Source organism: Trichococcus sp., assembly GCF_049589555.1.
Lineage (GTDB): Bacteria > Bacillota > Bacilli > Lactobacillales > Aerococcaceae > Trichococcus.
In genome coordinates this window covers 1-13,172 of the sequence record NZ_JBAWAZ010000114.1, presented here as the reverse complement: position 1 = coordinate 13,172, position 13,172 = coordinate 1, and the positions used below count along the sequence as shown (strand labels likewise).

General features: G+C 47.4%; 12 protein-coding genes. All 12 read right to left on the bottom strand.

Translation table 11 applies throughout. The features are described from left to right. Positions 1-978, bottom strand: a 978-nt coding sequence (locus WBV27_RS04960) for a hypothetical protein (protein ID WP_424199960.1), incomplete at its 3' end; no start/stop codon positions are given. Between the two features lie 50 nt (positions 979-1,028). After that, entirely contained in the window at positions 1,029-3,041 is a 2,013-nt protein-coding gene (gene tkt / locus WBV27_RS04955; protein ID WP_424199958.1) for a transketolase, read from the bottom strand. Between the two features lie 64 nt (positions 3,042-3,105). Beyond that, the gene (locus WBV27_RS04950; protein ID WP_424199956.1) at positions 3,106-3,948 is read right to left on the bottom strand and encodes an L-ribulose-5-phosphate 3-epimerase; all 843 of its coding nucleotides are present in this window, start codon (positions 3,946-3,948) and stop codon (positions 3,106-3,108) included. Beyond that, positions 3,923-4,651, bottom strand: coding sequence for an L-ribulose-5-phosphate 4-epimerase (locus tag WBV27_RS04945; RefSeq protein WP_424199954.1), 729 nt, complete (start codon positions 4,649-4,651; stop codon positions 3,923-3,925). The genes WBV27_RS04950 and WBV27_RS04945 overlap by 26 nt, the downstream gene beginning before the upstream one ends. An 11-nt stretch (positions 4,652-4,662) precedes the next feature. Then, positions 4,663-4,950 (bottom strand): PTS sugar transporter subunit IIB, encoded by a 288-nt coding sequence (locus tag WBV27_RS04940; RefSeq protein ID WP_205076491.1) that lies wholly within the window; start codon positions 4,948-4,950, stop codon positions 4,663-4,665. A 44-nt stretch (positions 4,951-4,994) separates the two neighbouring features. Next, on the bottom strand, positions 4,995-6,482 hold the full coding sequence (locus WBV27_RS04935; protein ID WP_424199962.1) for a PTS ascorbate transporter subunit IIC: 1,488 nt from the start codon (positions 6,480-6,482) through the stop codon (positions 4,995-4,997). After that, positions 6,463-6,930, bottom strand: coding sequence for a PTS sugar transporter subunit IIA (locus WBV27_RS04930; RefSeq protein WP_140185497.1), 468 nt, complete (start codon positions 6,928-6,930; stop codon positions 6,463-6,465). The genes WBV27_RS04935 and WBV27_RS04930 overlap by 20 nt, the downstream gene beginning before the upstream one ends. Positions 6,931-6,957: 27 nt before the next feature. After that, on the bottom strand, positions 6,958-8,022 hold the full coding sequence (ulaG, locus tag WBV27_RS04925; RefSeq protein ID WP_424199951.1) for an L-ascorbate 6-phosphate lactonase: 1,065 nt from the start codon (positions 8,020-8,022) through the stop codon (positions 6,958-6,960). Positions 8,023-8,341: 319 nt separating this feature from the next. Beyond that, the gene (locus tag WBV27_RS04920) at positions 8,342-9,154 is read right to left on the bottom strand and encodes a DeoR/GlpR family DNA-binding transcription regulator (RefSeq protein ID WP_424199949.1); all 813 of its coding nucleotides are present in this window, start codon (positions 9,152-9,154) and stop codon (positions 8,342-8,344) included. Between the two features lie 83 nt (positions 9,155-9,237). Continuing rightward, positions 9,238-9,978: a hypothetical protein gene (locus tag WBV27_RS04915; RefSeq protein WP_424199947.1), complete on the bottom strand. Its 741-nt coding sequence runs from the start codon at positions 9,976-9,978 to the stop codon at positions 9,238-9,240. Between the two features lie 144 nt (positions 9,979-10,122). After that, positions 10,123-11,127 (bottom strand): NAD(P)-dependent oxidoreductase, encoded by a 1,005-nt coding sequence (locus tag WBV27_RS04910; protein ID WP_424199945.1) that lies wholly within the window; start codon positions 11,125-11,127, stop codon positions 10,123-10,125. A 317-nt stretch (positions 11,128-11,444) separates the two neighbouring features. Next, positions 11,445-13,172 (bottom strand): alpha-L-rhamnosidase C-terminal domain-containing protein (locus tag WBV27_RS04905; RefSeq protein ID WP_424199943.1); only part of this gene is annotated, 1,728 nt, incomplete at its 5' end.

The window sequence follows — 13,172 nt, the reverse complement described above, 5'->3', positions numbered from 1 at the left end:
GATGATGTCCCTATCAGCTTCGTTCACAACCATAATATTGGATGGGCCGCAGCCTTTGTCGACGATTTCGGTTTTGAATTCGCCGTCCACATATTGAATGTAGAACAGGTCGCAGTTTTCGCGCCGTATGCCGCCAACAAAGCTAGGGACGCCTCTAAGCGTGGTGCCGACCAAGGTATGGGCGAAATCGATTTTATGCGGATATTCGTAGACCGCTTCGTATCCGGATTCCGTCTTTTTGTAGATTTTGATGCTGTCGCCATGGAAAGGTTCGATTGTGATCATTTCTTTTTCCCCGTCCGAGTCGATATCAAACAATGCGACTTCGCCTATTGGAGTGTCCAAAATCTGCTCGATTTCCCATTCTTTATCGGCAAAAGGCGTCACTTTGATGATCCCTTGATCACTTGTGAAGTAGCCGACCGGTTTGTCGCCTTCATAATCCTTGTAGTAGCCATGGTTACGGAAATAGCCTTTCCCTAAAACCTTAAGCTCGACGCCTTCGGTAGGGTCTTCCGGCAGTACACCATAATAGATGCTGCCTGATCGCGACCAATCATCCTTGAAATCCTTGTCATCCGCTATCGTGGCGCCGACAAAGTAGTTCACGCCATCCACATCATAGATGTCGAAACGGTGCAGATAAGGCAGGTACAGCACATCCTTGATTTCCCAGCCAGTTTCGGAATCATACTTGCCCCAGACCACTTTCGCTTTACTTGGGCTGACCTTCAGGTAAAAATCGACGATGGCCAGAAATTCATTTTCTTTATTCGGGATAGGGATGATGGACATGCAGCCACCGCCCTTTTCCCAAACGGTTTCTTTTTTTTCGAAGTCTTTGCCCGAATACATGTAGCAAGGGTAGCCTTCCTCTTCGCTGGCGATCAACGCGCACGTTTCGCCTCCGATTGTGATGTAACTGGCGCAATAACTGCGATACATATCATCCAATTTCTTCTTGGTTATTTTCATCATTAATGTGCTCCCTTCATCATTAGCCTCGCTCAAGTGCTTCTATAATCAGTTTACTTTACGAACTTCGCTTGATAAGCCGCAACCACTTTTTCGGTCGTAAAGCCAAACTCAGCCATTACCACGTTGCCATTGCCGCTTGCGCCGTAAGTATCAATGCCGTAAGCTAGGCCATCCAGGCCAACATAACGTTCCCAACCGAAGGTCGCGCCCATCTCGATGGACATACGGTTGCGGACTGCACCAGGCAAGACTTGCTCTTTGTAGGCAGCATCTTGGGCTTCGAACAGATCGAAACTCGGCATGGAGACAACAGACACGTCCACTCCAGCTTCACGCAATTGTTGCTGCGCTTCCACTGCCATGTTCACTTCCGAACCGGTTGCGATCAGGATGCCGGCAGGCGTTTCGCCTTGTTGCGGCGAAAGAACGTAAGCGCCCTTCTTAACGCCTTCGCGGGCCATTTCTTTTGTGCCTTCCAAAACAGGTAAGTTCTGGCGCGTCAACACCAACATCGTTGGTTTGTCTGCTGAAGACACAGCGATTTCCCATGCTGCACTGACTTCATTGCCGTCAGCCGGACGCAGAACCGTCAAGTTCGGCATACCGCGGTAGCTTGATAAGTGTTCCACTGGCTCATGCGTCGGGCCATCTTCGCCGACTGCAATCGAGTCATGCGTCATCACGTAAGTGGCAGGCAAATGCGAAATGGCTGCCAAACGCATAGCTGGGCGCAGATAATCCGTGAAGACGAAGAATGTCCCTGCATACGTTCTGGTTCCGCCGTGCAAAATAATGCCGTTCATTATAGCAGCCATCGCGAATTCGCGCACACCGTACCAAATATTTCTTCCCGCATAGTTGCCGGGCTCAAAATCAGACGCTTCTTTGATCATTGTGTTGTTTGAAGAAGATAAGTCCGCAGAACCGCCCCAGAAGTAAGGTACAGCTTCGCCCAATGCTTGGATGGATTCCGCGCTGGTCACACGGCTTGCTTTTGCAGCGCTTCCCACTTCATAAGTCGGCAGTTTGTCTTGCCAGCCTTCAGGCAATTCGCCTGCCATCGCTGTTTCGAATGTGTGAGCCAACTCTGGATAAGCAGCTTTGTAGCCATCGAACATCGCTGTCCAAGCCGCTTCCGCTTTTTGGCCTTCTGCAACCGTTGTTTCGTCGAAACGGGCTGCCACTTCAGTAGGCACACAGAAAGCTTCGTCCGCACAGCCATAAGCCGCTTTCGCGAAGGCGACGCCTTCCGCTCCCAATGGAGCACCATGGACTTTATGCGTTCCTGCGTCAGGAGCACCAAAGCCGATGATGGTTTTAATTTCGATCAAAGTCGGTTTTTCGGTTTCAGCTTTCGCTTCTTCGATGGCTTTCGAGATGGCTTCCAGGTCATTACCGTCTTTTACTAAAATATGTTGCCAACCGTAGGCTTCGAAACGGGCAGCCACATCTTCCGTAAAGGATTTGGATGTCGGGCCGTCCAAAGAGATGTCGTTGGAGTCATAAAGACCGATCAATTTGCCTAATTTCAGGTGGCCTGCCAAGCTGGCTGCTTCATGGGAGATGCCTTCCATCAGATCGCCGTCGCCGTTCAGGAAGTAGGTATAATGATCCACAACCGGGAAGTTTTCTTTGTTGTAGGTAGCAGCCAAATGCGCTTCTGCCATTGCGAATCCGACTGCATTCGCGATTCCTTGTCCCAACGGACCGGTCGTCGCTTCCACGCCGTCCGTGTCATGCACTTCCGGGTGTCCAGGTGTCTTGCTGCCGAATTGACGGAAGTTTTTCACGTCATCCATGCTTATAGCGAAGCCGGATAAATGCAATAAACTGTACAACAATGAAGATCCGTGTCCAGCAGATAGGACGAAACGATCACGGTCTACCCATTTGCTGTTTTTAGGATTGACTTTTAAATGCTTTGTCCATAAAGCATAGGCCATTGGCGCTGCACCCATCGGTAACCCGGGATGCCCTGAATTGGCCTTCTGTACAGCCTCGATGCTAAGTGTACGTACGGTATTTACCGCTAACTCGTCGATTTGATCAAATGTATTTTGCATATTTCCGTATATCCTCTCTTCCTAAAAAATGGTTGAAGGTCTTTTGACCTTCAACCAAACTCAATTAATGGCCAACTTTTTGAAATTTCCCTCTTAAGAAAGTGTGGGCGAACTGGATATCTTCCAGCCAATTTTCTTGACCGGTATACCAGAATTCGGCAACAAAGCGTCGGACGCCTTCTTTCCACATCGTTTTGATTGTTTCTTCGAAAGATACATGTCCCGTACCGAAGGGGATTTCACGGAAATGACCCGGTATTGTTTCCTTCAGATGTGCTGCAACCATATGTCCCCTGCCCGTTTGAATATCTTCATAGACAGAGTTCGTGCTGGATAAGGAAGCATTTTTCAAGTTCCCTGTGTCGGGATAGACTTGCAGATACGGTGATTGGATAATATTCACATATTCCATCGCCTTCTCCACGGTGTTCATGAACGGCGTTTCCATCGTCTCGAACCCCAACAGAATCCCTTTTTTGCTTGCCATATCGACAGATTTCTGCAGATTTTCGATGAAATATTCCTTGGTCTGCTGATCACTGTCTTCATAATAGACATCGTAGCCTGCCAATTGGATGATGCGTATTCCCAAATCATCCGCCAAATCGATGGCTTTCTCCATGATCTCCAAGCTTTTTTCACGGATGAGCGGATCATGGGAGCCTAGCGGATATTTTCGATGTCCGCTAAGGCACATGGAGCGGATCGGTAGCCCGACTTCGTACATGGCATCCAGAAGCTCTTTCCGCTCTTGCTTGCTCCATTCGATGCGCGCCAGTTTCTCGTCGGTTTCATCGACACTCATTTCCAAAAAATCATAACCGGCATTTTTCGCAACCGAGAGCTTTTCCTTCCAGCTCAAATTGCCCGGCATCGATTTTTCATAGATTCCTAACGTGTAAGTCATCTTTCTCCCCCTTGACCTGTCCATAGTAAGCACCCGGACCGTGTTTTCGAAGAAAATGTTTGTCCAAAAGTTCCTGCTGCATACTTTCGATCCCCGGATTCATGACGCGGTTGCGCCAAGACATCATGGCAACTTCTTCCATGACGACCATATTGTGGACCGCCTCAAAGGCATCCTTCCCCCAAGCGAAGGGCCCATGGCTGTGGACCAGCACGCCCGGAACTTGATTCTCATCGATAGCTTCAAACGTTTCTACGATAACTTTGCCTGTTTCCAGTTCATAGGATCCCGCGATTTCTTCACTCGTCATCCGGCGGGTGCAAGGGATTGTTCCATAAAAGTAATCCCCTTGCGTCGTTCCGTAGGCCGGAATCTCTGCTCCCCCTTGCGCCAAGGTGGTTGCCCATGGTGAATGCGTATGGACCACCCCTCCGATATCCTTAAAGTTTCTGTATAGTTCAAGATGCGTATCCAAATCCGAAGATGGTTTCAGGCTGCCTTCCACTACATTTCCGTCCATATCGACGACAACAATGTCTTCAACAGTCATATCAGCATATTCGACCCCGGATGGTTTGATTGCGATGATTTGTTTTTCGCGGTCTATTTCGGAAACATTGCCCCAGGTAAATTTGACCAGCCCGTATTCGGGCAACTGCAGGTTGGCTTCCAGTACTCTTTTTTTCAGTTCAGTGTATGTCATGGGAGCACCGCCTATTCGCCCAAGACGATTTCGCGGACTTTTTCTTCGATCTCTTTTTCGGACAAGAGATTTTTCAACCCGATGATTTTCGTTTTGCTTTGGTCCACATTTTTGAATACGTCCAAAAGTGAGTTCGAACAAACAACCACATCGTAGCTCGGTGCCAAAGTTTTTGCTTCAGAAACCGCACAATGATGGATTTCCAAAGGAATGTTTAATTTTTTGAAGACATTCGTAATTTTCATTTTGATGATTTGGCTTGAACCCATTCCACTTCCACACGCTGCTAGTACTTTCATAATCAATTCCTCCTATTATGTATCTTGCATCTTGTTTTTTTAGGTTAAGCTGCTTCTACGCTACCTTGTGTTTGCTTTTCAGCATCGATTTCTTCTTTGTATTGTTCATAATCTTCCGCAATCATGAAGTAGTGTTTTTTGTTTTTGCGGTATTGAATCTGCGGTATCAACAGCATCCCGATAACAAGTGCAGCGACACCGGCATAACCGCCGTATTTCATGATGACTCCGTAACCCAACCATAAAGTATCCCAGTCGAAGTTACCATGCCAGCCGCCGAATTGGGAAAGCTGGAAGAGGTAGGCAGCCAAACCGCCACCGATTACTTGAATGACACCTGAAATGAATGGGATGATCATTGCGGCTTTCATGCCGCCTTTGTGGTTCGCATATACAGCAAACGTTGCATTGTCAAAGAATACAGGTACGAATCCGGTGATGACCAGAACCGGGCTCTTGAATACTACCAAGCCGATGATCGCCAAGAATTGTCCCAAAGCTCCGAACAGGAAGCCGAATGTGACGGCATTTCCTGGGCCGAATCCATAAGTTGCCGCGCAGTCGATCGCCGGCATGGAACCAGGCAACAGTTTGTTGGAGATCCCTTGGAAGGATTCCGTCAATTCTGATACGAACATGCGGACACCAAGTTGTAAAATTTGCAGATAGACTGCGAAGTACAGTGATTTTTCCAGGATGTAGAACACAAAGTTACGTTCGCCGGTATAGGCCAGGTCGATCGTCATCATCAGATCTTTCCCGAGGATACCCATGATGATGCCGAAGAACAGGAACATCAGGATGCTTGTCGAAACGACGCTTTCCTTGAAGATGGAAAGGAATCCAGGAAGCGTGACGTCTTCCAATTTTTTGCTGTTTTTGCTGAATTTCCCTGCAAACTTATCGGTCAACCAAACACCGAACATTTGCTGATGCCCGATGGCAAAGCCGCCGCCTTCAGTCAAATCTTGCGTTGCTTCAACGGTCAGATTTGAGAATACTGACCAATACGTTCCCAACAAAAGGCCCAACATGACGATGACGCCTGCATCCTGCAATTCAGGAAAAGCGAACAAGACAAGCCATAAAGCAGTGGAAGACTGTTGCACCATGATGTGGCCGGTGATGAACACGGTCCGGACTTTAGTATATTTACGGAAAATGACTAAAACAATATTCACCATGAAAGCGATAAGTAAAACGATAACCATCAGGCTGAAGGAACGTCCGGCTCCTTCAATCGCTTGTTGCGCAGCCGTCTGTCCAAAATAAGGATCGATTACGACTGCCGATAAGTTGAATCTTTCTTTTAAGCCTGCCAGGATCGGACGGAAATTTCCGACCAAACCGCCAGCCGCTACATTCAGTACCAGATAACCGACAGTTGCCTTGATGAAACCGGCAAGAGCGTCATATACGGGTCTGCCCAACAACAAGTAGCCGACGAATACGATAATACCCAGGAAAAAAGCAGGTTGCGTTAAGATATTAACTTGAAAGAATGTCCATACACTAATTAATAGTTCCAAGATATTCACCCTCGATTTCCATAATTTTTTCTAAATCAGCGACTGAGTTGGCTTGAATAAAGGCATCCACGACACTTTCATCAGACAGCAAAGTCACAAGCGAAGACAGATTCGCCAGATGCTTCTCATTGTCCGTCGATGCCAATACGAAGAAGATGCGCGCTTCGTACTCGGCTGCCGGCCCGAAGTTCACAGGCACTTTCGTACGCATAAAGCAGATAGCGGTTTCATTTACGCCCTTGCCTTCTTGTGCATGCGGGATGCAGATATCCGGTGCGATGACGATGTAAGGTCCAAATTCGTTTACATTTTCGATGATGTACTCGGGATAAGCGCTCTCGATGGCGCCTTCTTCGATAAGTGGTTGACAAGCAGCACGGATGCTGTCTTGCCAACTATCGAATCCCTCGTGGAAAGAAAATCTTTTATTTTTGATGACTTCATCTAACATATGATCTCTCCTCTTAGGTGCTTGTTCTTATAGGAATGAAGTGAAAGGCAAATCATTTTCGACGCTGAACACATCGTCAAATCCGCGATTGAAATTGAATTCCATTCTGTCTTTGTCATTCGGATAAACGAATTTTCCGCCGACTTGCCAGATGTATGGTTTGAATCCGTATTGAAGACGATCTTTTTTGAATTTCCACAACTCGATCAGTTCTTTAGGATCCGCTTGGAAATTCGACCAGATATCATAGTGGACCGGGATGACTACTTTCGCGTTCAAAGATTCTGCCATTCTCAGCATGTCCACTGAAGTGACCTTGTCGGTGATTCCGCGTGGGTTTTCACCGAATGCCCCTAAGCAGACATCCACTTGGTGATCGTTTCCGTGTTTCGCGAAATAGTTGCAGTAGTGGGAATCGCCTGCGTGATACAAGTTTCCGCCTGATGTTTTGAACAAATAGTTCACTGCGATCAAATCCATGTCCTGCGGCATTTTTCCTTTTAAGACTTCTCCTTCAGAGGCCGTAACCAAGGCCGTGCGGTCGAATGCTTCCAAAGCGACGATTTCGATGTCTTTGATTTTGACGCTGTCTCCCGGTTTCACGACTACGCATTTTTCTTCAGGAACTCCCCAACCGATCCAAGTATCCACAACCGCTTGCGGTCCTACGAATTTAACCGCATCGCTCGAGTTTTTCAGAACAGCTGCTGCCGTGTTGATGTCCAAGTGATCGGAATGGATATGCGTAACGACCAATGCATCCACGTTTTTCACTGCGAATGGATCGATGACAAATGGTTGCGCTCTCAAATTAGGCTGCATATTTTGAACGCCGCTCATGCGTTGCATTTGGTGGCCGTCCTTCATCTTGCCGCTGCCGTGTGATTGTTTGCCTGTGCCACACCACAAATCACAAAGGATGTTTGTCGATTCATGTGATTTCAACCAAATGCCTGTACAGCCCAGCCACCACATTGCGAATGTATTTTCGGCAACCACAGTGTCTTCGATTTCTTCATTCAACCAAGTGCCCCATTCAGGAAATGTGCTCAACACCCATGATTCTTTTGTAATATCATTAACATTAGCCATTCGTCATTCTCCTTCTGCGTAATCGTTATGATCACTTTTTCTTATTATTTGTACACCGATCTTAAAACGTTCATATAACGAACATTCCTTTCGATGAGTTAATCATACAATAAAACGCTTTCAGTCGCAATAGGTCCTAAACAAACAATCTTTAGCTTATTTTTATGATCGTTTCATAGGTTATGAACGATTCAAACGCCGGGATTCTTCTTTATGATCGCTTCAATGAAAGCGTGCATGCTGATTCCAACGAAAAAGCGACAAAACACTGCCGGGGATCCCCGTCGCATTTTGTCGCTGTATTTGTATTCTATTATATTCACTCTTCGATTCTGATTTCGTTCTCACCGTTGACGTTGACTTCGGTAACGTACAGTACCTTTACACCCTTGGCTTCGATCTTCTTTATTTCTTCTTTATCCGCAGAGCGGTCCGTGACCAGATGCGTGATGAGGCTGATACTGGCAGTGGAAAAGTTTTGTTCCCGTCCCACTTTACTGCCTTCCGCCACTACGATACGCGGTCCCTTTGTCCGCTCCAGAATCAGCCTGTTGACAGCCGTTTCCGGCAAGGCATAGGTCGTGATCCCTTTATCGTTGATGCCGCCCACACCCAGAAAACAGATATTGGCAGTCACCTTTGAGAAGGTGTACAAAGCGAAATCCCCAACGAGCGATTTTTTCTTTTCGTATATTTCCCCGCCCGACAGCACGATCTCCGCCTTCGAGGACGGATTCCGGAAGATTGCCCGGCCATTGTTGGTTATGATGGTGACATTCCGGTCCGACAAGTATTTGAGCAAAAGGAATGCAGTCGATCCCGAATTGATGAAGATCATGTCGTGATCATTGACCAGAGTGGCGGCCAACTTCGCGATTTCCTGTTTTTTCGAACGATGCGGCCTGACTGCCGGATACTCTTCTTTTTGAAAAGATCCCTCCAAAAGACGGGCGCCGCCATAGAAGCGCTCGATCAAATGCTGGTCGTCGAAACTCTGCAAGTCACGTCTGACGGTGATTTCCGAGACATCCAGTTCCTTCGCCAAATCTTCCACCAACACAACTTTCTTTTCTTGAAGGGCCTTTAAGATATGCTGCCTTCTCTTGTATACGATTCCTTGACTTGACTTCATGTATTCACCCCGGTCCTTTTCTTATATTGTACTTGAAACAATCGAAAAATCAAAATATAAATCACCAAACGGACATAAAACGTTCATTTCTTATCTTGCAACTGCATCATCCGGTATTCATGATTGATGCTGAAGTTGTTGATCATCATATTGACCGTGAACATCCCCATAATGACCTGATCGACGATTACGGGAATATCCTTCAGATGGATCTGTGTGTTGTAAAGGACAACGAGCAGCAGCATGAACAGGAAAGTGGCGGTTATGATCATGATGAAGTAGCGTTCGAACAGGGCATCCAGTTTTCTTCTGAAAAATTTGCTGAGGATAAACGTAAATACCACCGTAACAACTACCGCAAGGTACAGATTTCGGGGCAAGGCGGACAAGATGGCCTCGTCCGTATACAGAGCCGGGATTGTTCTGATCACAAACATCGTTGCGATAAGGGCCGATCCGTAATAGATCGTTTTGCCCAGGCTGATGACTTGCGCCGGCAGTTCGTAAAGGATGAAGATGAAAACAAGGCTCAAAAACATTTGCATAATCGCGATCGAAAAGATGATGCTGGCGATCACTATATGGAAGGACACCATCCGCATTCGGTTTTGATCAAGCGGATCCGCTTCCATCCCGCTGATGTTCGAAAACAAAAAGGCGGTGAGCACAAGTCCAAAAAAGCCGACCAGCAGGATGCTGATGACTTCGGAAGCGTCCCTTTTCTCATCTTCCAGAAGCAAGAAAATACCGCTGAACACAAAACCAGCAAGTATCCCGGCAAAGTTCGCATAGTTGCTGCTCATAGTGACCCAATCGACTAGCATATCCTTATCCCCCATCCTTTAAGAACAAGCATTCCGGCGCTTCATCAAAGAATTTCTCCACAGTTCCATTATATCAGCAGATGGCTCCACAGCAAAAAAACCGAGCTTTTGCACTCGGCCTTCATTCGGTATTCATCATTGGAATTAGCTGATCACACTCGTAGGTTGATCCTGAAGGTAATTGACCAGATTTTCCAAGGCGATTTCGATGGCCCGCAAGTTTGTTTCCTGCGAACCCCATGCGATATGCTGCGTGATTCTGACATTATCCAACTGAAACAGTTCGATATTTTTTGTGGGCGGTTCTTCCGAAAGGACATCCAAGCCTGCCGCATAGATTTTGCCTGATTTCAACGCTTCGGTCAACGCCAGCTCATCGATGATCTCTCCGCGGGCCGTGTTCAAAAGGATCACCCCATGCTTCATCTGGTCGATAGCCGCACGATCGATCAGATGATAGGTTTCGCTCGTCAAAGGCGTATTGATTGAAATGATATCCGAATCCTCCAGCAACTGCTCCAGAGAGACTTGATCAATGAATTGATAAGCTAGTCCTTCCTTATAGGTTCGACTGTAGCCAAGAACATGCATCCCCAAAGCGTCGGACTTGCGGGCCAACTGGAAACCGATATTTCCCAATCCGATGATACCGATCGTTTTTCCGCTGATTTCCAATTGCCTCGTTGCGGGAATGAACCAACTGCCGGGCTGCGGATCCGTCCAATCCGTATTTTTAACGATGTCGCTGTTGATCTGAATATTTTTACAGATATCAAACAAAAGTCCCAATGTAAATTCGGCGATCGCATCCGCACCATAGATGGTATTCGTCACGGTCACACCATATTTCTGCGTCAAAGCTTTATCCATCTCGGCATAGCCATGCGATAAGGTAGCCAAATAGCGGATATTGGGATGTCTGATAAACAATTCTTCATTGAAATTTTCTTCGGTGATGAAAAAGCCGATGACAATTTCGGCATCGCCTATGGCCTGGTCATACGACTCGAAGGAAGAATCATGGACGATTTCGACCCGATATCCGGTTATTTCCGGTATGTCGGATATCCCTTCCCACGCATTCAAAAGATTTTGGAAATTATAGTTCGAAGAATCCGGACGCCAGCTTTGTAGTATGACTGCCTTCATTTATTTTCCTCCTTTATTTAAAAGTTTCACATCGGAATAGCTTTTTGTGAAATATTCTAACATGAAATTTGTTATAAATGAATATTAGAGCAGTTTTTTCAGAAAATCAAACTTCTTCTGTCCTTTTTGAGTGATAAAACCTCACACAAAACATTTACTTTTGTCCTCATTTGAATGTTCATGTCATATTTCCTGATGTTTGTGCACATGCCAAAAGAAGAGGCCACCTCGATTTTTAATCAGATGGCCTCTTCTTTTCAATTAAACAACTTGCAATTATCCGCAAAACGTTTGTGAAGCCAAATCCAATAGATCCGTCAGGCAAAAGACGCATTCATCCGCTCCAAAGCTTGTTCGCTGACAAAATTTGAAAGGATCGGCAACTCCTTGAATGTCTCCAACGGCATATCCAAATACTGCAATGCGATGTCGTTGTTGCGCATCATCGGTAGTTGCTCGAAGATCACTTTTCGGGCTGGTGTGTACTCCAGTAATTCCCGGTAGGACAACTCGGTTGTGATTTCAGGGAGATAGTTCCGAGTTGGCATGTACGTGACGCGGTAGTCGCCTGCTCTGACTGTGACTGTTATGCCATCCTCGGCAGCGACTACGGAACGTAGCCACTCCGTTTTCTGTGCTTCTTCAATAGCCAGATCCGGCAGGGTGATGGTTGCGGTCGTCCCGAAAGGCACGCGGAAAGCGAAATCCAATTGTCCGTCCGCTAAAATTTCCCACGCGCTTTCGATGCGGCCGGAAACGGATTGATAATACCCTTCCGCTTTGCCCAACTGCGCACTCGGTTGCGGTGCCAGGAAGAAATGTTTGTATCCTGGATGTGCGCTATCGGCTTGGATGCCCAGGACGCAACGGTACAGCCACTCCACGATTGAGCCATATGCATAATGGTTCAAGGAGTTCATGTCCGTTCCGGAGATTTTTCCGTCCGGCAAAATCGAATTCCAACGTTCCCAGATGGTGGTCGCCCCCATCTTAACCGCAAACAACCAGCTCGGATAATCCTCATTCAGTAGCAAACCATAGGCCAATTCGTTCATGCCGTTCTTGCTCAAAGCCTCTGCAAAATACGGTGTCCCGACGAATCCGGTCTGCAGGTGTACGCCGCTGGAAATGACTTTATCATAGAAGTCTTTTGTCATCCGCTCTTTGAATGGATCCGGACAGAGATCGAAATAGTGGAACAGGATGTAGGCAGTCTGGGTCGTCACCGCCAAGCGTCCCGTAATGGTCAAGTATTCATTTTGGATGGCTTGTTTCACTTCCGTAGCCAATTTGGTGTATGCCAACGCATCACTAGTATTGCCAAGGACCTCCGCGGCCCGTGCCAGCAACGTAGCCGAATGATAGTAGTACACGGATGCAACCAGCGAGGTATCGGTGCCGCCCATCGGCGAGTGCGGATTGTCCCCGTCCAATGCCAGCCAGTCGCCGAACTGGAAGCCTGTCGTCCAGAGGCGTTTACCGCCGGATTTCATATCTTCGCGAACAATATAGTCCACCCAATCCTTCATTGTCGGATATTGTTCCTTCAACAGCGAACGGTCCCCGTACTGCTCATAGAGTACCCAGGGAATGACCGTCGCCGCGTCCGACCAGGCAGCCGCTCCGGCACCAGTCACAAACCCAGCATCATCTTTCGGTTTGATCTGCGGAACAACAAACGGAACGGCTCCATCCAGTGCGATTTGTTCCAGACGCAAATCGTGCATGAATTTTTTGTAGAATGCCGGTGTATGCATATGATAGCTCGCTGTCCGGGCAAAGATCTGGGCGTCACCTGTCCAGCCCATGCGCTCATCGCGTTGCGGGCAATCCGTCGGCACATCCAAGAAATTGCCTTTTTGCCCCCAAAGCGCGTTCTTCAGCAATTGATTCACATCCGGGTTGGCTGTGATCATGCCGCTCGTCTCTTCCAACTCGCTCTGCAACACGTAGCCTTTGAAGCCCAGATCCCGCTCCAGAAGGTCGACACCGGTTATTTTGGCATAGCGGAAACCGTAGAAAGTGAAGTACGGACGCACTTCTGC